Annotated in this window: 19 protein-coding genes; 6 read left to right on the plus strand and 13 right to left on the minus strand. The window is 64.0% G+C overall.

Annotated elements, in window-relative coordinates; genetic code table 11:
- Positions 1 to 6: 6 nt before the first annotated feature.
- The gene (locus tag ACL02S_RS01860) at positions 7 to 1,290 is read left to right on the plus strand and encodes an MFS transporter (protein ID WP_412800482.1); all 1,284 of its coding nucleotides are present in this window, start codon (positions 7 to 9) and stop codon (positions 1,288 to 1,290) included.
- A gap of 232 nt (positions 1,291 to 1,522) precedes the next feature.
- Here the strand turns inward: ACL02S_RS01860 and ACL02S_RS01865 are convergent, their stop codons facing one another.
- The 4 genes from ACL02S_RS01865 to ACL02S_RS01880 form a co-directional block, all read right to left on the minus strand.
- Complete coding sequence (locus ACL02S_RS01865; protein ID WP_412800483.1) at positions 1,523 to 1,906, minus strand: hypothetical protein; 384 nt, start codon at positions 1,904 to 1,906, stop codon at positions 1,523 to 1,525.
- A 266-nt stretch (positions 1,907 to 2,172) separates the two neighbouring features.
- On the minus strand, positions 2,173 to 2,391 hold the full coding sequence (locus tag ACL02S_RS01870) for a hypothetical protein (RefSeq protein ID WP_412800484.1): 219 nt from the start codon (positions 2,389 to 2,391) through the stop codon (positions 2,173 to 2,175).
- Between the two features lie 92 nt (positions 2,392 to 2,483).
- The gene (locus ACL02S_RS01875) at positions 2,484 to 3,704 is read right to left on the minus strand and encodes a cytochrome P450 family protein (protein ID WP_412800485.1); all 1,221 of its coding nucleotides are present in this window, start codon (positions 3,702 to 3,704) and stop codon (positions 2,484 to 2,486) included.
- A 624-nt stretch (positions 3,705 to 4,328) separates the two neighbouring features.
- Positions 4,329 to 5,012 (minus strand): TetR/AcrR family transcriptional regulator, encoded by a 684-nt coding sequence (locus ACL02S_RS01880; RefSeq protein ID WP_412800486.1) that lies wholly within the window; start codon positions 5,010 to 5,012, stop codon positions 4,329 to 4,331.
- A 118-nt stretch (positions 5,013 to 5,130) separates the two neighbouring features.
- Between ACL02S_RS01880 and ACL02S_RS01885 the strand changes: the two genes are divergently transcribed.
- A complete protein-coding gene (locus ACL02S_RS01885; protein ID WP_412800487.1) occupies positions 5,131 to 5,862 on the plus strand; it encodes an NAD(P)-dependent oxidoreductase in 732 nt (243 codons plus the stop codon).
- Between the two features lie 157 nt (positions 5,863 to 6,019).
- Here the strand turns inward: ACL02S_RS01885 and ACL02S_RS01890 are convergent, their stop codons facing one another.
- On the minus strand, positions 6,020 to 7,750 hold the full coding sequence (locus ACL02S_RS01890) for an aldehyde dehydrogenase family protein (protein WP_412800488.1): 1,731 nt from the start codon (positions 7,748 to 7,750) through the stop codon (positions 6,020 to 6,022).
- Between the two features lie 197 nt (positions 7,751 to 7,947).
- Between ACL02S_RS01890 and ACL02S_RS01895 the strand changes: the two genes are divergently transcribed.
- Complete coding sequence (locus tag ACL02S_RS01895) at positions 7,948 to 9,015, plus strand: PucR family transcriptional regulator (RefSeq protein ID WP_412800489.1); 1,068 nt, start codon at positions 7,948 to 7,950, stop codon at positions 9,013 to 9,015.
- A gap of 136 nt (positions 9,016 to 9,151) precedes the next feature.
- Here ACL02S_RS01895 and ACL02S_RS01900 read toward each other — a convergent pair whose 3' ends face one another.
- The 3 genes from ACL02S_RS01900 to ACL02S_RS01910 are packed head-to-tail and all read right to left on the minus strand — an operon-like array spanning position 9,152 to position 13,247.
- Positions 9,152 to 10,702 carry an aspartate ammonia-lyase gene (locus ACL02S_RS01900; RefSeq protein WP_412800490.1) on the minus strand — a complete coding sequence of 517 codons (1,551 nt, stop codon included), beginning with the start codon at positions 10,700 to 10,702 and terminating at the stop codon, positions 9,152 to 9,154.
- Positions 10,702 to 11,766, minus strand: coding sequence for an asparaginase domain-containing protein (locus ACL02S_RS01905; protein ID WP_412800491.1), 1,065 nt, complete (start codon positions 11,764 to 11,766; stop codon positions 10,702 to 10,704). The genes ACL02S_RS01900 and ACL02S_RS01905 overlap by 1 nt, the downstream gene beginning before the upstream one ends.
- Positions 11,763 to 13,247, minus strand: a complete 1,485-nt coding sequence (locus ACL02S_RS01910; protein ID WP_412800492.1) for an amino acid permease — start codon at positions 13,245 to 13,247, stop codon at positions 11,763 to 11,765. The genes ACL02S_RS01905 and ACL02S_RS01910 overlap by 4 nt, the downstream gene beginning before the upstream one ends.
- 205 nt (positions 13,248 to 13,452) lie before the next feature.
- On the opposite strand from ACL02S_RS01910, the gene ACL02S_RS01915 reads away from it, so the two are divergent.
- Together ACL02S_RS01915 and ACL02S_RS01920 are read left to right on the plus strand one after the other, a co-directional pair.
- Positions 13,453 to 14,130, plus strand: coding sequence for a FadR/GntR family transcriptional regulator (locus ACL02S_RS01915; protein WP_412800493.1), 678 nt, complete (start codon positions 13,453 to 13,455; stop codon positions 14,128 to 14,130).
- A 172-nt stretch (positions 14,131 to 14,302) separates the two neighbouring features.
- A complete protein-coding gene (locus tag ACL02S_RS01920) occupies positions 14,303 to 14,653 on the plus strand; it encodes a hypothetical protein (RefSeq protein WP_412801075.1) in 351 nt (116 codons plus the stop codon).
- A 176-nt stretch (positions 14,654 to 14,829) separates the two neighbouring features.
- Here ACL02S_RS01920 and dnaN read toward each other — a convergent pair whose 3' ends face one another.
- The 4 genes from dnaN to ACL02S_RS01940 all read right to left on the minus strand — a co-directional run bounded on the left by dnaN (position 14,830) and on the right by ACL02S_RS01940 (position 18,265).
- Positions 14,830 to 15,963 (minus strand): DNA polymerase III subunit beta, encoded by a 1,134-nt coding sequence (gene dnaN, locus ACL02S_RS01925; RefSeq protein WP_412800494.1) that lies wholly within the window; start codon positions 15,961 to 15,963, stop codon positions 14,830 to 14,832.
- A complete protein-coding gene (locus tag ACL02S_RS01930; protein ID WP_412800495.1) occupies positions 15,960 to 16,331 on the minus strand; it encodes a hypothetical protein in 372 nt (123 codons plus the stop codon). Before ACL02S_RS01930 ends, dnaN begins: the two co-directional genes overlap by 4 nt.
- Before the next feature lie 446 nt (positions 16,332 to 16,777).
- The gene (locus ACL02S_RS01935; RefSeq protein WP_412800496.1) at positions 16,778 to 17,359 is read right to left on the minus strand and encodes a dihydrofolate reductase family protein; all 582 of its coding nucleotides are present in this window, start codon (positions 17,357 to 17,359) and stop codon (positions 16,778 to 16,780) included.
- 66 nt (positions 17,360 to 17,425) lie between these two features.
- Positions 17,426 to 18,265, minus strand: a complete 840-nt coding sequence (locus ACL02S_RS01940) for a helix-turn-helix domain-containing protein (protein ID WP_412800497.1) — start codon at positions 18,263 to 18,265, stop codon at positions 17,426 to 17,428.
- A gap of 296 nt (positions 18,266 to 18,561) precedes the next feature.
- Here ACL02S_RS01940 and ACL02S_RS01945 point away from each other — a divergent pair, with 296 nt between their 5' ends.
- The gene (locus tag ACL02S_RS01945) at positions 18,562 to 19,119 is read left to right on the plus strand and encodes an NADPH-dependent FMN reductase (RefSeq protein WP_412800498.1); all 558 of its coding nucleotides are present in this window, start codon (positions 18,562 to 18,564) and stop codon (positions 19,117 to 19,119) included.
- A 165-nt stretch (positions 19,120 to 19,284) separates the two neighbouring features.
- On the opposite strand, the gene murJ is transcribed toward ACL02S_RS01945, so the two are convergent.
- Positions 19,285 to 20,940 (minus strand): murein biosynthesis integral membrane protein MurJ, encoded by a 1,656-nt coding sequence (gene murJ / locus ACL02S_RS01950; protein WP_412801076.1) that lies wholly within the window; start codon positions 20,938 to 20,940, stop codon positions 19,285 to 19,287.
- Positions 20,941 to 20,992 lie beyond the last annotated feature (52 nt).

Raw genomic sequence — 20,992 nt, forward strand, 5'->3', positions numbered from 1 at the left:
ACGCTCGTGTCCCACAGAACCATCCGTACCACCGAAGCCCCCCACTTCCCGGATATCGCCCAGGCGCAGCGTCGTGTCCTGACCGTATTGGTGTCCGCGCAGATCCTCAGCGGCGCGGGACTGGCCGCCGGGGTCACCGTCGGTGCGCTGCTGGCTCAGGACATGCTCGACTCCACCGGCTTGGCCGGGCTGCCCAGCGGGCTGTTCACCGCGGGCTCCGCGCTCGCCGCCATCATCGTGGGCCGACTGTCACAGTCTCGAGGTCGCCGCCCCGGACTGGCCGCCGGTTATCTGACCGGCGCGGTCGGCAGCCTCGGCGTCATCGCCGCGGCCGTCGCGGACAACCCGATCCTGCTGTTCTTCGCACTGTTCGTCTACGGCGCGGGCACCGCGACCAACCTGCAAGCGCGTTATGCCGGAGCCGATCTGGCCAGCACCTCCCACCGCGGCCGCGCTGTGTCCACCGTCCTGGTGGCCACCACCCTCGGCGGTGTCGTCGGCCCCAATCTCGCCGCGCCCACCGGCAGCCTCGCCCGTGCCATGGGCATCCCATATCTGGCCGGACCGTTCCTACTCGCCGCAGTGGCCTACGCCCTGGCCGCAGTGGTGCTGGCGGTGTGGCTGCGCCCGGACCCGCTGCTACTGGCGCGCGAGCTGGGCACAGCCGATCCCGTCACCGCCTCGGCCGCAACCGAGCTTCCGGCGGCTGAGGGTTCCAGCACGGGCGTCGCCGTCGGCGGTTTCGTGATGGCGCTGACACATCTGGTCATGGCGGCGATCATGACCATGACACCGATCCACATATTCGACCACGGGCACGGTACCGCCGCTGCCGGGCTGGTGATCGCCGTCCACGTCGGTGCCATGTACCTGCCCTCACCGCTGACCGGCTGGCTTGTCGACCGCTATGGTTGCCTGCCCGTCGCCGCCGCCTCCGGGGTGACGCTGCTGGCCGCGGGAATGCTCGCAGGCCTCGCGCCCGGTGACTCCATCGTCCTACTCGCGCTGGCGCTGGCGCTGCTCGGACTGGGCTGGAACTTCGGTCTCGTCACGGGCACCGCTATCATCACCAACACCGCGCCTCTGGCCACGCGAGCAAAAACCCAAGGGGCAGTGGACGTCTCCATCGCCATCGCCGGTGCTACCGGCGGCATGGGCTCCGGGCTCATGGTCGCCGCCACCAGCTACCCCATGCTGGCACTCGTCTGTGGTGTGCTCGCCCTGGCGGTCGTGCCCGCCGCGGCGCTCACTGCACGACGAAAAGACCCCGAACTCCAGAAGCCGTCATGAAGTGCAAAGCAGGAACGGTATCGACTACCGGGAAGCTACCTTCGAAGGGCTGTGTCGTCCCGGCCGGCAGGGTATCCACATCGACAAATCCCCTGCCGAGATCACGACACCGGATCTCGGCAGCTCGGTGCAGAAGTCGATATGATCCGGTTGGTCCCGTATCGCCGTGACCGAGTGGCCTCATCTCCGATCTTTCGAAATATCAAGGGGATAATCCAGTATGCGTCTTCACCTAGAGCGATTCGCCGTTGGTATCGCAGCGACGATTGTCGGTCTGGCCGGCTCTGGCACCGCCGTGGCTTACCCGAACATCTACGAGGGACTCGAGGTCGGCGAGTGCGCTCTCTACGATCGTGCGAACCAGGTCGGCCGACCAGTCGATTGCGATTCTGTGCAGGCGAATTATCTTCTGGTGGAGAAGTATCGGCTCGTGCCGGAAACCGCGGACATGGAATGCGGTGATCCGATGGTAGCGCTCTCCTACCACCATCGCACCGATGACGGCGTCCGCTCGGCTCTCTACTGCTTCGCCAACAACTTCCGGGTCGGTGACTGCTGGAACTTCACTGATGTCGAGGAAAGACATCGTGTAGCCTGCATCGCGCGTGAACCTCAAACAAGCCTCCTCACAGCGGTTTACGAAGGAGTGTCGGACGCTACCCTCTGCCACGACCAGAACACCGACGCTGTCGTCTGGAACAAGCCCCGTCTCACCGTCTGCACCACACCGAGCTAGCCCACGACCACCGGTTTCTGAACCATTGGCCGATCACAGCGATCGGATGGTGGCGGGGTAGCAGACGGCGAGCTTGTCATAGCGGGTGATGACAGCACGGTGTTGCTCGAGGTGCCCACGCACGTGACCGCTGTCATGTTCCCGGCTTACCGGCTGTCCGGTGACGGGGGTTGCGCAGACTGCGCGGTGAGGCCGTCGAGGATCAGGTCGAGTCCGTAGCCGAATTCTTCGGTATAGGAGTAGCCCGGCTGGAGTGCGTGTTCGGTGATCATTGCCGTCAGGTTCGGATATTCGTCGGTAGGCATAGTGCGCTGGATATCGCCGGTCACCGTTTCGAGTTCTGCCGAGGTAGTGACGCCCGTCACGGCTATCTCCGCACCGAGAGCGCCGACAACGGCAAGGACGACCGCAACACCGACAGTTCCCGCTCATAACCGTATGTTTCGTGTTCCAGCGATTACCGGAGGCGGACCGGCAGTTCGGTGATACCGCGGATAAGCGTGCTGCGCTGCCAGCTCGGAATGAACGCCGCATCGGCCAGCTCGAGTTTCGGGAAACGTTGCAGCAGTGTGGTAAAGGCAACGACAGCCTCTAGCCGCGCCAGCGGAGCGCCGATGCAGAAGTGGATTCCGTAACCGAACGCCAGGTGGCCGGAGGCATCTGTGGTGATGTCGAGAGTGTCCGGGTTGTGGTAGCGGTCCGGATCGTGATTGGTTGCGGCCAGCGCGACATAGACCAATTCCCCCGCAGGGATATCGATTCCGGCGATACGTACCGGTTCGTCGGTGTAGCGGACGGTGGCCCAGCCGACCGGCCCCTCGTAGCGCAGGAATTCTTCGACCGCGGCAGGTACGGCCGATAGATCGTTGCGCAGGGCGTGGAATTGGGATTTGTTGCGCAACATGGCATAGGTGCCGTTGCCGATGAGGTTGACCGTGGTCTCGTGTCCGGCGACCAGCAGCAGGAATACCATCGCGACGAGCTCTCGCTCGGAGAGTTCATCCCCATTGTCGCGGGCGTGCACCAGACCGGAAAGCAGATCATCGCTGGGGTGAGTGCGCTTCTCCGCTAACAGATCCTGCAGATACTCGGTCATTTCCGCGGAAGCCCTATCCCGTTGGTCATTCTCGACCCAGTCACTGACGAGCACCTTGGTCCATGCCTGGAATGCCTCGCGGTCGGTGAACGGCACGCCGAGCAGTTCACAGATCACAGTGACCGGAAGAGGTTGGGCGAACTCGCGGATCAAGTCGGCCTCGTCCTGTTCGGCCAGGCTGTCGGCGAGTTCGGTGGCGATCTCTTCGATACGTGGTCGCAGCACCGCGACTCGGCGCGAGGTGAATACTTTGCTCACCAGTTTGCGCAGCCGAGTGTGGTCCGGCGGATCACTGGCGAGCATATGCGCGGTGAGATCCTGGAAGTTCGGATCCGACAGCACTTCTGGATTCTTTCGTTGGAAAACCTCTCGCATTCCCTGGAAGCCTTTGCGCAGCCGTGGATCGGTGAGCGCGGTCCGTCCTTCGGCATACCCGATCACCACCCAACAGGGCGCACCGCGGGAGAACTGCACCCGATGGACCGGCCCGTATTCACGCCAACGCCGGTAGTACACCTGCGGATCGGTGAAGAAATCATCGTTCGCGTGTCTGATCGTGCTCGCGGCTTCCGTGTGCACCATGCCGCCCCAATCGTCGGTATCGAATCGAGAGTTGTTGATTGCCTTGCTATTTGATGGTGCGTGCAGTTCGGCTCGCTGTCCAGGGCATCAAGTTTGCGGGAGAGGAGCCGTGATCCGAAATGATCGCGCATGATCCAACCGGTTTCGCGGTCCGTACAGTGATGCACTGCTCGGTATCGGCGCCGATCAGCCCCCGGCCTCGGCCGACGGACTGCATTCGGCAGGATCGGAAGTGCGCACCTCGACGGTCTCGTCAGCCGCTTCGGGTCGTGTGGCGTTCTCCAGCAGGTTGCGCGTGCCTGAATATCAAGGGGAAGAATCTATCTCGAGTCGCCACCTGGGGAGGCTCACCGGTGGCAATTGTCAGCCTGGCGAGCTCGGGCACTGCCGTCGCTTACCCGAACCTCTACGAGGGACTCGAGATCGGCGCGTGCGCCCTCTACGATCGCACGAACCAGGTCGAAGGATCGGTCGATCGTGATTCTGTACAGGCGAATTATCGCCTGGTGGATAAGCATCAACTCATACCGGAAACCGTGGGCATAGACCGAGCTAGGGCCTGTGTCGAAGTTGACCGAGTCCGGACTGATGTGACCCCGCTCTTCTGCGCAACCGCTGTCATGCTCACCGGCTGTCCGGTGACGGGGGTTGCGCAGACCGCGCGGCGAGGCCGTCGAGGATCAGGTCGAGTCCGTAGCCGAATTCTTCGGTATAAGAGTAACCCGGCTGGAGTGCGTGCTCGGTGATCATCGCCGTCAGGTTCGGATATTCGCCGTTAGGCATAGTGCGCTGGATGTCGCCCGCCACCGTTTCGAGTTCTGCCGAGGTTTTGAATGGCAAGTTGATCTCCTGCAGAACGAACCCGTAGACATAACTGTCCAGCACCGACAGGGCGTGTGCGGACATCGCGATGGAGAACCCGGCTTCCCGCAGTGCGCCGATCGCCGAGTCGTGATGGCGCAACGTCGCCGGACCGGGATTGGCTCGCGACTCCATCAGCCCGACCGCCCATGGGTGTCGTTGGAGCGCGGCACGCACCGACACCGCGCGTTCCTGTAGCGCCGCACGCCACTCGGCGCCGGGTTCCGGTCTGGCGATCTCCTCGAAGACTGCGTCGACCATACCGTCGAGGATCTCGGCCTTGTTGCTGACGTGGTGATACAGCGACATCGCCTCGACTCCGAGCCGATCGGCGACTTTACGCATGGTCAGCGCTTCCACCCCTTGCTCGTCCGCCACGGCGACCGCGGCGGCCAGCACACGCTGTTTGGTGACCGGAATCCGATATCCCGCGCTCGTGTCCGTCATCTCACCTTTCCGCGTCTTCTCGCACCGGCTGAACTCCTTGACAACCTTACTCCATAAGCTTACCTTACTGAATAAGGTTGCCTTATGGCATAAGTCTGAATGTGAGAGTGATCCGCTCATGACCTCTGACCAGTACATCCAGCCACGTAACGGCGCACAGCCCTATCGGGTCTGTATCGTCGGCGCCTCGGGGAAACTCGGGCAATACATGATCGAACACGCCCTCGACCGCGGCTACGAGGTCGTCGGCGTATGCCGCGAGCGCAGCGTCGGCAAACTGGACCGGTTCGCCGACCGGATACGCATCGTGCCGGGGCAGACCAACGATCCCGAGGTCATTGCCAGGGCGGTCGATGGCTGCGACGGTGTACTCACCGTGCTCGTCCCCTGGGGTATGCGGCACTACTCGTCGGGCACGGCTCAGGCAGTGCTCGATCACGCCCGCCCGGACGCGCGGCTGATCTTCTCCTGCGGCTGGCACATCACCCGCGACGGACAGGACCAGTACACCCGCACTTTCCGCGCGATGGTGAAGATCTTCGGATGGGCCGGGCGCGCTGTGCGCATGGTCGATGTGGACGACCAGGTCGAGGCTTGCCGCCGGATCTTCGCCAGCGATACCCGCTGGACCGTCGTCCGCGGCAGTGATCTCGAAGAAGGTCCCAGCCAGGGATTGCCGATCTGGCGGGAACATGTGGGTGATCCCGCCCTGGCCGACAACCTGACCCGGCGAATCGACTTCGCCCTGTTCATGGTGAACGCCCTGACCGACGACGACCTCATCCAGCAAGCCCCCGCGATCGTCGGCTGCCATACCCCAGCAGCGCTCGCGCGCACCACTTCGAGGTGATAGGGAATCAGCAGCCCGCCGAACGCGGGCCAGGTCCAGCCGGCACCGCACACACCGGTCGGCACCGGGCTGAACACGGCATCATGATGTCAGCAGCCCGCGTAATCGCTCTCGTTCTCCATGGCGCAGGCACGCGATGGAGTGAACTTTCCGGCTGTCAGGCGCGGAACGCGGAGGCGATGATGCCTGGCAGCCGGAGCCAACTCGGCTTGCCCGCATAGCCGGTCAGCTTCTGCGAGGTCCGCGTAGCACTCTTGGCGGTGACGAACCAGGCCGGCTTCGGTGAGAGCGCGAACTCGCCGTTGACCACCGAACGCGGGAAGGGTCGGAACGGCCCGCTGAGCACGGCACGTTCGGGGCTGTCGATCAGATGAGTGTTGTGCACCGAACCGATACCGCTGCCGACAGCCTCGAGCGTGTGGCCGGGGTAGGCACCCCACGGAAGACCTGGGATCAGGAATCCCATGGCGCTCCAGACATTGATGCCGATCGTCCCGTAACGGAGATCCGCGATCGCCTCGTCGAAATCTCCGCCCATGGCCGCGCGGTCGGCGGGCGCGACGATGAGACTCGCGCCGAGAGTGCCGTCGAGCTGTTCGTTCGCGAAAGCTACCGCAGCGCGCAGGAAGTCGGCACCGGTGCCGGGTACGGTGGTGTGTCCGAGCACCGGAGCGAAGTACTCGGTGGTGAGCAACTCCTGCGAGGTGGATTCGTCGACCTCGACCAGCAACCGTCCCGCATGACGTTCGGCGGCTGGATAGGCCTGCTCGGCCAGCCCCATCTTGCGTTCGCTGCCCGGGTACCACGGAGTGCGATCGGGGAGCGTGCTGAGCACAGCGCGAAGTTCATCGAGGAATTCCGCGCGCTGCTCCCAGTCGCTGCTGAGGATCAACGCCTGACCCGCGATGCAGTTGTGGCCCGCGTTGTGCAGCCGCTGGGTCGCGACATGTTCGGCCTGGTAGCGCAGATCTGCTTTCGACCACCGGCCGGGAACCACGATGATCGGTGAAACCCCGCCGAGTTCACTGGTGATCTCCTTGGTCAGCAGTGGTGTGCCCGCGGCCCGCCGAGCCTGCGCGTCCGCCCCGACGCCCCAGACGATCGCATCATGGGTGACGCCACTGCCGGTGATGTGCACATGCGTGATCGCGCGGTGTCGCGTCAGGTAGCCGCCGACCGCCGCCCCACCATTGACGATGCGCAGGGCACCGAATTCGATGAGTGGCGCGAACGCCTCCTGCAGTACCGGGAGCAGGGTCGCGAAGGTCGGATTGAGTTTGAGGATGCTGACCCGGTTGTACGCCACCAATTCGTATAACACGTCCAGCGGCCCGATGGAGCTGACATTGCCCGCACCGAGAACCAGGCCGACCTCCGCGCTCTGCTCGGCCTGTTTCGCACCGAGTCCGGCCTCGGCGCGAACCTGCTCCGGGGTGACCCCAGGCGGCATCCAGATCTCGGCGGAGAAGCCGTGCAGCAGCAGTGCCTCTTTCGCATCGGCGGGGAGAACTTTCAGTGTGGTCCGCCCACCGGGCGCTGTTCCGGTTCTCAGCTCGTCCACAGTCGATCTGCCCGCGGCGATCAGGGTGAGTGTGCGGGCTACCGCATTGAAGTTCGCCATGGTGACGTAGGGGCCGGACATCCATTCCTCGCCCTCCCACGACCCGGCGGGCAGATGTTTGGCGGCGGCAGCAGCCTGCGCCCAGCGGGTGGCATTGGCCTTGATCGAGGCATGTGTGCGTTCGATCAAAGCGGCGCGGTCGGGGAGCGTGCGGCGCGACCACTGCTCGGCACCACGCTGCAATTGCTCGATCGCGCGATCCAGCCCGGCGATCTCGGCATCGGATAAGACCTCGTCGGAGCCGGTGAGCTGTGGGGCTGTAGTCATGGGTACTCCCTCTGCGCGGATCAGAAAATCGGTGCGAACGGATAATTTCAGTGTCACCGGAGGTGGCCGGTTGTGGCGACGGGCACATGCCGCCACTTCGAAGACCATCATTGTGCCCGGGCACAATGGACGCTAGGTTGATGGTAGTGACTCCAGACACACATTTCGAGCGCCCCCATCTCCTGCGGAAGTTGCAGGTGGGGTTGACTGCGATCTCCGAAATGGTGGCTACCAGAATCGAGCGTGATGAGCAGGACTACGGTGATGCCGCGCTCGGTCATACCGAGTTGACCACACTCGTGGCCGACAACCTCGCGGCATTACTGGACGCCATCGCAGGCACCCCATACTCACTCGAACCTGCTCGCAGAGCTGGAAGGCTCAAGGCTGAACGCGGGATCCCACTGGACAGCCTGTTGCATGCTTATCGCGTCGCGGGATTGACATTCTGGGAAATCATCGTCGATCGTGCCGAACAGGACGACCATCCCGCCCTGCCTCAGCTGTCCACTCGGGTATGGGCCACTGTCGACGAATACTCCGTCGCCGCGGCCGATGCCTATCGGAGCGTAGTCGGCGCCGGGGACGAGCAGTCCGAGCAGCGGTTGTTGCGAGTACTGCTCGATGCCGAACTGCCCCACACACAGCGCGAGTACTTGTGCGGCAGGTTGCGGCTGCCTGCCCGGGGCCCGTTCGTCCTCCTGGTCGGCGATGTTCGTCTCGCCGCGGTCGGAGTGACCACTGTCCGGACTTCGCTCGCCGACGACCAGGTAACCTTGGCTGCCGGATCTCAGGCCGCGCTCGATCGCGCTCTGCGCGCCGTGCGGACACGAGCCGGTGCCAGTAGACCGTTCACCGATCTCGCCTCCGCTCCCGCAGCCCTGCACCAGGCACGCCTCGCGTTGCGGTGCCTGACCCCGACGGACAGCGGAATCCACACCTACGCCGCATCGCCGATGCGGGCCTTGATCGCGGCCCATCCCGAACTCGCCGCGGACGTCCTCTCGGAAACGCTCACCGCATTCGACCGGCTCCGCCCACACGATGCCGATGCCCTCGTCCAGACCGCCTTGGCCTGGTATGAGCTCGGCGGTTCGACCTCGGCGGTCGGCGAGCGCTTGCACCTGCACCGCAATACTGTGTTGCACCGTCTCAAGCGGATCGAGCAGCTCACCGGTGCCGCGTTCGCCGTGCCTGCCGATACGGCATTGCTGTATCTGGCACTGCAAGCACGGCTGCTCCAGGTATCCGACGAGCAGTCCTGATCGACCGTATTATTACGGCGACGACTTCCTGACCAGACACGATCTGGTCTTCACTCACCCGGCGGGAGTCGAGGATCTGCACTTCGACGCGATTTCGACCTCGGTCGGCTATGAAGCACTGCGCGAGGAGCGCGATCTATTCATCGTGCGAGGCGTCTATATCCATCAGATCCATAGCGTTTCTCGGGGCCACCCCTCGGGCGAAGGGCCTGCCTTGCTCCGGATTCGCGCAACCGGCCGGACTCGTGGTGAGCACTCCCTCGACCTGCGACACCAGGGGAGCGGCGAGACCAGTGAGGCCGATAAGGCCATGGGGACCGAGAGTTTCCTCGATCATCTCCCTGGTGAGTACGCCGAGTTCGATGGCGACGTCAGCGACGGAGCGCCCGGTCCGCAGGGCCTGTTCTGCGATCCGTGCGCTGGCCGCGTAACCGATGTGTGGGGTAAGGGCTGTCACGATACCGACCGAGCGGCGGACACCCTGCGCGAGATGCTCCCGATTAGCGGTGATCCCCGTGACGCACTTCGTCGCCAAAGTGTCGGCCGCGGCGGTCAGATGTGCGGTGGTGCGCAGCATGCCGTAGGCGATGATGGGTTCGAAGGCATTGAGCTGTAGTTGCCCTGCCTCGGCTGCCATGGTCACGGTCAAGTCGGTGCCGATGGCCTCGAACGCGACTTGGTTGACGATCTCCGGAATCACCGGGTTGACCTTCCCCGGCATGATCGACGACCCTGCCTGCACCGGCGGCAGGTTGATCTCGCCGAAACCTGTTGTGGGGCCAGAGGACATCAACCTGAGGTCATTGCAGGTCTTGGATAATTTGACCGCCACTCGTTTGAGAATCCCGGAGACCTGGACGAAGGCGCCGCAATCCTGCGTTGCCTCGATCATGTTGGCCGCAGGAGTGACGAATTCGCCGGTGAGCTCGGCCAGCTGGGCACAGGCCAGCACCGGATAGCGCGGATGGCCGTTGATCCCGGTGCCGATAGCGGTGCCACCGAGATTGCTCTCGCACAGCAGGGCGATACCCTCTTCCAGCCGGGCGCAGTCCTCCCTGACCATGACAGCGAAAGTGCCGAACTCTTGGCCGAGTGTCATAGGGACGGCGTCTTGCAGCTGGGTGCGGCCCATTTTGATGACGTCGGCGAATTCGGCTGCTTTGACACTGAAGGCATTCGCGAGCCGCAGCAGCGCGGCGACGAGTTCCCTGATATGCCGCACGACGGCGAGCCGGACAGCGGTCGGATAGATATCGTTGGTGGACTGACCGAGGTTGACATGGTCGAGCGGGTCGAGCTCGGTGTAGTTCCCGCGCGCGTAGCCGAGCAGTTCGAGCGCGCGGTTGGCGATGACCTCGTTCACGTTCATATTCGTCGAGGTGCCCGCGCCACCTTGGAGCGGGTCGATCGGGAATTGGTCGTGCAGCGCACCGGATCTGATCTCCGCGCAGGCCGCGTCGATCGCGTCGGCGCGGCGCGCGTCGAGGATGCCGAGTTCGCGGTTGGCACGGCAGGCGGCTTGTTTTACCGCGGCGAGTGCGGTGATGAGCGCGGGGTAACGCCCGATACTGTCGCCGGTGATGGCGAAATTGTCCAGCGCGCGTGCGGTGTGGATACCCCAGTAAACATTACCGGGCACCGTGCGGGTGCCGAGCGAGTCTCGTTCGGTTCGCGTGTTGTCGGTCATCACAGGCTCCGGGCATTCGAGGCGGGTTTGTGGGCGGGGGCCGAAAACGGTGGGGTGGGATCGGATAGTTCACCGAGCAGATTGGTCGTCATCCAGTCCCGCAGTTGCCGACCGGAGAGCCCTAGTTCGACGAGATGGGCCAGTTTGGCGAGGGCCGCTTCTCTGGTCAGATCACCCCCGCCGATCACACCCGCGTCCAGGAGGGCACGTCCGGGCTGATACCGCTCCAGATCGACCGAGCCACGGTCGCATTGGCTGATCACGACGATCGGTGTGCCGCGTCGGGTCGCCGCCCGGATCGTCTCGATTATTTCGTCGCCGTGCGGCATCGTGCCGGAGCCGTAGCATTCCAGGACGAGACCGCCGGGGTACTGCCGGATCGCGGCGGCGAGCAGATCGGCGTGCAGGCCGGGAAATACCGTCAGCAAACCGACCGGCAGCCGGGGTATGGTGCCTGTTCGCCGCGGCAGCACTACTGGGGGAGCGGCGGGCGGAGTGCATTTCCTCGCGCTGGTGAAGCCGGCGTAGTCCGCGCAATCGCGTTTGCTGGCTCGTACGGCGGGATGCACCGCCGAGCCGAATGCGAGGTAGGTCCCAGGAGCCGGGTGCAGGGCAAGCACATCCAATGCCAGGTGCAGATTGGATTGGGCGTCACTGCCCGGCCTGCCGAAGGGGATCTGGGCACCGGTCAGCACCACGGGAATAGCGAGATCACGCACTTCGAATGCTATGCGGGCGCCGATATAGGCCATGGTGTCGGTGCCGTGAATGACGATCACACCGTCCAGGGGCGCTGATCCGGTGCTGGATCGCACCCATTCGGCGATCCGGCAGGCGGTGCCGGAATCGGCGGTGGCACTGTCGATGACGCGCTCGGATTCGGTGTAGTGGAACTCGACCGACAGGTTCTCCGACTCCTCGAATAACACGACCGAGGATGCGATATCCGCATCGATTCCCGCTCGAGGTTCCATACCCGCACCCCGGTCGGTCATGCCGAAAGTTCCTCCGGTGTAGAGGATCGCGGCGCGTAGCACTGTGCGGGGAAGCGTCGTCTCGATCATACGTCCCGTGCTTCCGCTTCGGTCGGGTCCATCACGGTGAGCACAGCCGGGCCGAGCCGTCCCCGCACCCGGAACCATCCCGCGACCATGGCCGCGGCGACGACGCAGAACACCGCGAGCGTGATCCGGCCGATTTCGTCGTCGAAGAACATCAGCAGGACTACACCCACCAGGAAGCCGAGGGTCATGATGTTGAGTACCGGCGCGAACGGCAATCGGAAGTCCGGTCGGCGGTATTCGCCCTGCTCGGATTTCCGCACGAATATCCAGTGACAGATCATGATCGAGGCCCAGGTGCCGACGATGCCGAGCCCGGCCAGATTCAGCACGATCTCGAACGCTTTCTGTGGCATGACCAGATTCAGCACGACACCGGCGATGCCGACGGAACTGGTGATCAGGATTCCACCGTATGGAACGCCGTTCCGATTCATTCTGGCGGCGAAGCGGGGCGCCGTCCCGGCCACGGCCATCGACCGCAATGTGCGGCCGGTGGCGTACAGACCCGCGTTGAGACTCGACATCGCGGCGGTAAGCACGACCAGGTTCATGACATTGCCCGCGTGTGGGATTCCGATCGAACTCATCACGGTGACGAATGGACTCTCGGTGGGGGAATACGCCGTCCAGGGCAACAACAGCGTGAACAAGATCACCGAGCCGGCATAGAACAGGATGATCCGCCACATGATGGAGTTGACCGCCTTCGGCACCACGGCCGCCGGGTCATCGGATTCACCTGCCGCGACGCCGATCATCTCCGTTCCGCCGAATGCGAAGACCACTCCGAGCGCGATAGCAAGCATCGGTGCGAGTCCCTGGGGGAACAAGCCGCCGTTATCGGTGATCGTGGCGATACCGGGGACATTCCCCTCGATCGGGGTGCCGGTGATGATGAACACCAGGGCCACCACCATGAAGGCGATGATGGTGCCCACCTTGATCAGCGCGAACCAGAACTCCATCTCGCCGAACAACCGCACCGATACGACATTGAGCCCGAGCACCACCGCCAAGGCAATGAGCGCGAGGACCCATTGGGGTATGGAGACGAACATCGACCAGAAATGCGCGTACAGCGCCACAGCGGTGATATCGGCGACCAGTGTGGTCGACCAATTCAGGAAGTACAGCCAGCCGACCGTATAGGCCCCGCGCTCGCCGAGGAATTCCCTGGCATAGGAGACGAACGCACCGGACGAGGGCCGGTGCATCACCAGCTCACCGAGCGCACGCACCACCATGAACGTGAAGATGCCGCACACGATGTAGACGATGGCCAGCGACGGCCCGGCCAGCGCCATCCTGCCACTGGCACCGAGGAAAAGTCCGGTGCCGATGGAGCCGCCGATCGCGATCATCTGCATATGGCGCTTGCTCAGCTGTTTCTGATAGCCGACATCACCCATATCGAGCGTCGTCGCCGATGTCCGGGTGGCCGAGTGGGCCGAGTGGGCCGAGAGATCGTTGCGGTGCGTCATGAAGACCTTCCTCGAGCCGCACGCAGCCGCCAGGGCAGCACCACTCGTCCGAGTGAATACCACAAAGCTGTTATGCGGTCAGGCTGTAAGACAGCCAGACAGTAATCCGGGTCACATCGGCATGTCAAGGCTGGGTAACCCGATCCGGATACTCGCTGGAACGAGCGTTTTGACGCCCCAGCGGCAGATCTCCATACTTAGGTACGTGACAGTCGAAGAAGGCCGGGTGCAGCGCGTCGGCGCCACAGAAGCGGTCTTTCGCCGGCTGAAGGATCTGATCCGAAGCGGTGAATACGCGATAGGCGACCGCCTGCCCGCTGAGCTCGCCTTGGCCCAGCAATTCGGCGTCAGCCGTCCGGTGGTCCGCGAAGCACTGCACGCTTGCGCGATCCTGGGTCTCACCGAGACGCGCACGGGTCGGGGAACTTTCGTCATCGCCGAGAAAGAGAACGCGCAGCTCACCTTCGCCGGTGTCCGTGCGGGAGACCTCATCGAGGCACGTCAGCTCGTCGAGGTCCCCACCGCGGGGTTCGCGGCGCAACGCCGCACCGAAGCCGATCTACGGAACCTCACCGAGATACTCGGCAAGCTCGCACTGGCCACCGATGCCCACGAGTGGGTTCGCTACGACGGCGAACTGCATATCGCGATCGCGGAGGCCAGCGGAAACAAAATGTTGACCGTCATGGTTGCCGATACCCGCCGCGCGCTCGACCCGCAATCGGAATTCCTCAATCTGACCCAACACCGCCGCGCCGATTCCGATCGGGAACACGAAGCCATCGTCCGAGCCATCGAAGCGGGCGCACCGGAGGACGCGCGCCGCGCGATGACCGAACACCTGGAGCGGGTGGCGGAGACGATAGCCCGCATCGGCGAGTGAGTGTATGCGACCGGAATGCCCGCACCTGAGTGCGGTGCGGCGCGGGAGCTTCAGGGAATGGTTTGTCCGGCAACGCAGGCGGGCGGAGCGTTTCCTCGTACAAGGGTTCCGGCGGAAGCGGAAAAGGCATGGAGTACAGGGGGACTGCGCGCTCTAGACTGATCGAGTGATCATGATCGGGTCCAAGGCGAAAGATTTGCCCGCACCTGCCCACATTGTCTGGAAGTCGCTGGTGGAGCCGAAACAACCGAATGCTCGACAGTGGCTGGCCCTACTCGAGGACGAGGTGGAGCCCACGGTCTTGGCGGCCGTGGAGCCTGCGATGGTGCTGTGGTCCTCCTTGTGGCCGAACCGGCCCCACGATCGAGTGCGTTTCGATCTGGAAGCCCGAAAGTCGAGCACGCTCCTACAGTTCACGGTGCTGGCGGAGGAGCCGGCACCGGATGAAGGCATGACCAGGCACCTTCGATACCGGATCGCCGAACTGTTGTTCTCCGGCCTCCGCTCTTCCTACGGTCAGTAATCCGCTGTTACGAGATTTGCGCCAGAGCCTTTCGAGGTCGAGAAGCATCCTCATCTGCGGTAGACGCGGAATCGAACAGGCGCGATGCCTGTCGATGTTCGAAGTCGTGTGCGCATGCCCCGGCAGCGGCTGAACTCCGGGGCGGGATTCGAGTCGAGTTCTCGTCGGGTGATGGCTCAGTCGGGTAGGCGAACCGGCATCAGTACATAGATCAGACCCTCGTGGCGCTCAACGTCGGGTTCGCGATCGGCCGCACGCAGAATCGCTGCTCTGGTCGGTCCGTTCAGGGCGATCTCTACGATCTCGGCATGAGCGGCGGTCAGTCCCTCGAGTAGGTAGCGGGGGTTGAAGGCGATGGTCAACGGTTCGCCGTCGAACTCGCAACCGATGGACTCCTCTGCGCTGCCTTCGTTGTCGCCCCCGGCGGACAAACGGGCCGTGGTTGCGGCGAAGGTCAAACGAACCTGCGTTCCTCTGAGCGAGAGTAGTGACACCCGTTTGATCGCGTCGATCAGCGGGGCGGAACGTATGCGGGCGGATGCGGTGTGGGTGGTTTCGAGGTAGCGCTGGTATGGCGCGTAGGGCATGTCGAGCGTGCGCATAGTGTGGTGCTGGTCGTCGGTCGCGAGCCCCAGGATTGTTTGCCCTGGAACACTGGCGATTTCGATTCTCGGTCCCGCGAGCGTCTTGCTCGTCTCTGCCAGCGCGCGGGCAGGCACGAGCATGCTGGTTGGTCTCGAGTTGCCCATCGTGGTCACAGGCTCCCAGCCGAGCTCTCGGATCGCGATGCGGAACCGGTCGGTGCTCACCAGCCGCAGGAACGAGGGATGGAATTCGATGTTGATCCCGGTCAGCATGGGCAACGTGTCGTCGCGTCCAGCGGCCACGACCACCTGCGCCACGGCATCGCGCAGGTCTGAATGATCGACAGCGCCGACCGCTGCAGGTGAGGGCGGGAGGTCTGGGTAGTCCTCGACAGCCATCAGCGGCAAGGCGAATCGCGACGGACCGCAGACGATCTCGAGGCGATCCCCGTTGTCGGACAATTCGACCGGCCGTGGGGGGAGGGCTTTCGCGATATCAGTGAGCAGTCGCCCCGATACCAGTGCAGCACCAGGCTCGTCCACCACTGCACCGGTGATCGTGGCGTGCGAGGAGATCTCGTAGTCGAAACTGGCGACCGATACCGAGTCCAGTTCCGCTCGTAGCCGAATGCCCGCGAGCACGGGGATCGACGGGCGCCGAGGTACTGTTGGCCCGACCACGGACACCGCAGCAACGAGACGGTCGCGGTCTACACGGAGTTTCATCGGGTTTCCTCCTCGTCGGGAGTTCGATGTTCCAGGCGTCGGTGCAGTGCACTGGCCCGAGCGTGCGCGGCTTGCTTGGAGCGATGGCCGAATGCCTCGGCGATCCAACTCCAACTGTTGCCGTGTTCGCTGGCTGCCCGCATCAGACCCAGTTCCAGCCGATCCAGATCGGTCCGCGCGACCGACAGCAATATGACGCAGGCGTAGACCACGTGGTGCGGTAGCTCTACTCCGTCGTTATCCAATCGGTTCAGTACTCCGCGCACGATCGCCGCAGGGTCGTCACGGGGTGCTTCGTTCGGCGATGACGATGTGGCTTGCAACCACTCGTCGAGCATCGCCGCCTCCGGCCGTTCGGGATCGGGCATGCCCCGAGCATACTCCACCGTCAAAATATTTTTGACGGTACATGACTGGTTCGGCCCCGCCGACCATCCGGGGTAGGCACGTTGGGTCCATATCTGAGAAATCTGGTGCTCAGCGAATCATGTTCTCAATGAAGGTGATTCGTACTGTGTCCGACCGCCGTTACCCCCTTCTGACGCATTCCGGAACCGCAGGTTGCATGCTGCGGTTTTAAAACTGCAAGAGGCTATTCGAATGATCAGTGATCCTGGGCTGTTCCCGTGGGGTCGGCCAAGATACGCCGGAAACCGGCAACCAGTGATCTCGAGTTGAACTTGCCGCAGGTGAGGTGCTGAGGTGGATCGGCGTCGGCTGCTCGACCAGGGGCAGCGATGCGCAAACGCAGCTGGAGGCCCGATCTTGTGTCACCGTCCGCAGTGGACTTTCTTCGCGTACCCGCTCGGATCGGTCAACGGCGCACCCGATAGCGCAGGTGAAGCACCCCGTTACCCTGAATCACCACGTCAGGATCCTCCAACAGGTGCTGCGCGTGGACCGACCCGAAGTAGCGCTTGCCGGACCCGAACACGACGGGTACGACGTCCATGCGCACCTCGTCGACCAGACCTGCGGCAAGTATCTGGCCACCGACGTCGCCAGCGGCGACCTCGACCATACGGTCACCCGCAAGCTCCTGCGCCTTGGCCACGGCTGCCTCGACGCCGTCGACGAAGTGAAACGGCGCCTCGAGGTCCCAGCCCTCGGGCTCCGGCCGGTGTGTCACGACGACCACGTGGTCGATCCCGCTCGGAGGCTTCCCGTCCCAGCCGTCCGTCAGGTCGAAGACGTGGCGGCCTGCGATTGTCACCCCGATCTGGTCCCAGTACGCCCGGGTGTAATCGTAGGAGGTCTGCGACACCTTCACCTCGCCGCTCTCGTCCAACGGGACGTCACCGCTGGACAACCAGTCGAACAGCGGCCCGGGCTGGTCATTCTCGTCCGCGACGAAGCCGTCCACCGACACCGAGCTGTACATGACCACCTTGCCCACGGGGCTCTCCTTTGCTTTGGGGTGCCCCCAAATTAGCGTGTCGTGAGCTGTCGTTCTTGTAAGAAATCAATCGGCAGGCAGCGGCCAGCCGTCCAGCGCGTGGCCGGGATGTTCGCGCAGGAACCGCCGCCGGACTTCGATGTACCGGGTCGGCGTGAACCCGGTGAACGCCCGGAACTCGTGGCCGAAGTGGGCCTGGTCGAAGTAGCCTGCGCCAGCGGCGAGGTCGCCCCAGTCGATCGGTTCGGCGGGGTTGATCGCGAGCACGGTGGCGGTGAAGCGGTAGGTGCGGGCCAGCCGCTTCGGCGTGACGCCGATGAGTTCCTTGAACCGCTGTGCCAGATGAGTGCTGCTGACACCGGCTGCCACACTCAGGCCACCGATTGCCGCAGCCCCGCTGGTCGCCGCGATGACGCTGCTCGTATGGCGGACCAGCCTCAGGCCGGCGGTCTCGCGCAGCCGTCGCATCAGCTCCTCCTCGAGCAGCGTCAGCATCTCGTGCGGTCCGTCCGCCGCGGCCAGCCGGTCTCGCAGCTCAGCAATGGCGGGCCTGCCCCAAACCTGTTCTACCGTCACCGGCCGGTCACACAGCTCGGCCGCGGGCATCGGCAGGAACGGCGCCGGCCCCCACGGCTTGAAGTGCACGCCGACGGATCGGGTCCGGAGTGGGTAGCCGAACTCCAACGCGCGGGTGGGCATGGTGACCACGCAGCCATCGGCGTACTCGGCCGTCTCGATGTCAGTGCCTGCGCGGATGCGAAACGGCGCCCCGAGGTTGACGATGAGCAACGCCGCGGGCATCGGCGGCAGCGTCAACCGGGCGTACGGCGACGTGCCCTCCAGGTAGTAAAGGTCGTCGATCAGCCCGTCCAGCGGCGGTCGCGGCACTCTGGACACGTACTCCATGCCCACAGCATCGCCGACGCCGCGTCGGCATCGCGCGCCGGGATGGTCCGCTCGCGACAATCGAGGGTTTCGAGAATCCGGGTCCGGCCATGGATGTCGGTGGCTCATGGCAGTGTCAGCAGCACGACGATATTCGAAATCATGCCCAGCGCCGAGAGTTGGTTCTCCATCCCGTCCAGGTAGTTGCGGGTGATCTCAACCTTGCGGCCATGGAAGATGGCGGGCCCTGGGTCGCGGGTTATCGTGCGGAAAGAACCTCGCCGAAGCTGCAGGGCTGCAATCGAAGGAGACCATCCATGACCGCCGAGACCGTCCTCCTCATCTCCGGTTCACTACGGGCTGCCTCCACGAACAGCGCAGTCATTCGGACTGCCGCTGCGCTGGTCGGTGCCGACGCGAAGGCGCACGTCTATACCGAACTCGGGGCCCTGCCGCATTTCGATCCGGATGTAGAAGCAGTTCAGCCGCCCGAGATCGTCAACGAGTTGCGTCGCGCCATCGATGCCAGCAGCGCAATGCTCATCTGCACCCCTGAGTATGCGGGAAGCTTGCCGGGAACGTTCAAGAACCTGCTCGACTGGACCATAGGAGGCAACGAGGTCGCCGGCAAGCCGACCGCCTGGATCAACGCGTCGGGCAACGCCACCAAAGCCGCCGGCGCCCACGCCATGCTCCGCACTGTGCTGACCTACACCGGCGCGAATATCGTGGAAGAAGCCTGCCGCCACATCCCCATCGGCCGAGCCGATATCGGCCCCGATGGCGAAGTGGCGACCCAGGCGCGACGTGATGAGATTCAGGAAGCTTTCCAGGCGCTGCTTACCTTCAGCCGAACCACTGTTCAGGAGTTGTGAAACGGCTGTCGGTGTATCACTGAACCAGGGTCCACCGGCCACATTTCCTGCGGCCGGTGAACATCGAACATTTCCGGATAGCGGTGTGTCTCGGTCATGGTCCAGACCATGCCGGTAACCCGGCCCGCCGGAAGCGGCGCCGGAGTCGGTATTGATCGAGCGGCGTCACGAACGGGCCAGCATGGTTCGCGCTGCACGAATCTCCGGAATTCCGATCACCCGTGCGGCGAGCAGGAATACCGCTGTGCCGACGGTGGCTCCTGCGGTGAGGGTGATGAGCTGTTCGATGGTCGGTGCGCCGATTGTCCGGTGGGTGAGTACGATCGCGGCCAGTCCGCCTGCACCGGCGAGGACGGTCGCCCACATGACGCGGTGGACTGTGGTGGCAACGGCGGAGAACCCGAGCAACCCGTACCGGCGACGCAGCAGTATGTGCCCGGTCACCGCACCGGCCACATAGGAAAGCGAGCTCGCGACGCTGAGCATCACGATCACAACGTCGCTGGTCAGGACAGTCGCTGCCAGCGCGAGGATAGCCACTTTGGTCACCACCATGACTATGTTGATCACTGTGGGAGTGCGAGTGTCGTTATAGGCGTAGAACACTCGCATTTGCAGCATGACCAGCGCGAACGGCGCGAGCCCGAATGCCGAACACGCCACTGCCGTACCGATCAGCCCGGCGGCGTCGGCATCCACCCGACCGGTGAACGCCACCGCGGCGAATCCCGGACCCAGTAGGCTCATTGCCATGGTGACCGGGATCAACGCCACAGACAGGTAGCGGGCACCGCGGGAGAGATCGGTGATCACCGCGGCATGATCGCCGATAGCGGCGGCGCGGGAGATGCGTGGCATCAGCACCGTCAGTACGGAGGCGGCGAGAATGCCGTAGGGGACCTGGAACAGCAGTTCGGCGTAGGTGTGGATGGAGACGCCACCGTGGTCGAAAGCGACCCGCATGGTTACCGCGACACCGATCTGGCTGATCATGGCATACACCAGCAACCACCCCATGATCGGCAGTCCGGAGCGGACCGGATGCCATGTGTACGGCAGTGGTCGCACTCGCCAACTCCACGCGAAACCGTTGCGCCGCAATGCCACGACAATCCAGGCGGCTTGCCCCACGATCCCCGCGGTCGTACCGATCCCGATGGTCAGCACCTGTGCGGTAGTCATGGAGGTCGGCGTCAGGGTTACCGGTCCCGGAAGCAGAGCGAACAGCCCGAACGTGGCCAGCACGATCACATTGTTGACCACCGGCGCCCATGCCGCGGTGGCGAAGCTGTCGCGGACATTGAGCACTGCGCTGACGACGACCGACACCCCGTAGAAGAAGATCTGTGGCAACAGTAGATATGCCAACCAGGTGGCAAGGTGGCGTTGTTCTGGGTCGGTCACGAACACCCGAACGATCAGCGGAGCGCACGCTACGGTGAGCGCGGTGACCACGGCCGACCCGAGCACCGCGGCGACCATCACCCGCTGAGTGAACTCGCGGGACCGCTTGCGACCCTGGCGTCTAGCCCTGGTCAGAAAGGGGACGACAGCGCTGGCCAGGACGCCGCCGAGCAGCAGTTCGTAGAACATGTTCGGCAGATTGTTCGCACCGTTGTAGGCGTCACCGACCGCCGCGGTCCCGAGCACCGCGGCCACCACTATCGTTCGAGCGAACCCCGAAACCCGACTGACGACGCCGGCTAGAGCCATATGCCCGCCTGCTCGAGCGAGGCCTGCGGCATCCGTACGCCCTTCGCCGCCAATTCCTTTCAACTTGACCGCATCGACGGTGGCGCGCGGTAGTCGTCGGATCGGCAATGGCTGTGTCGCAAAGCTGCCGTAGTCGTGCAACACGTCCCCCTCATCGCAT

Origin of the sequence: Nocardia spongicola, from assembly GCF_047200775.1 — a bacterium.
Classification (GTDB): domain Bacteria; phylum Actinomycetota; class Actinomycetes; order Mycobacteriales; family Mycobacteriaceae; genus Nocardia.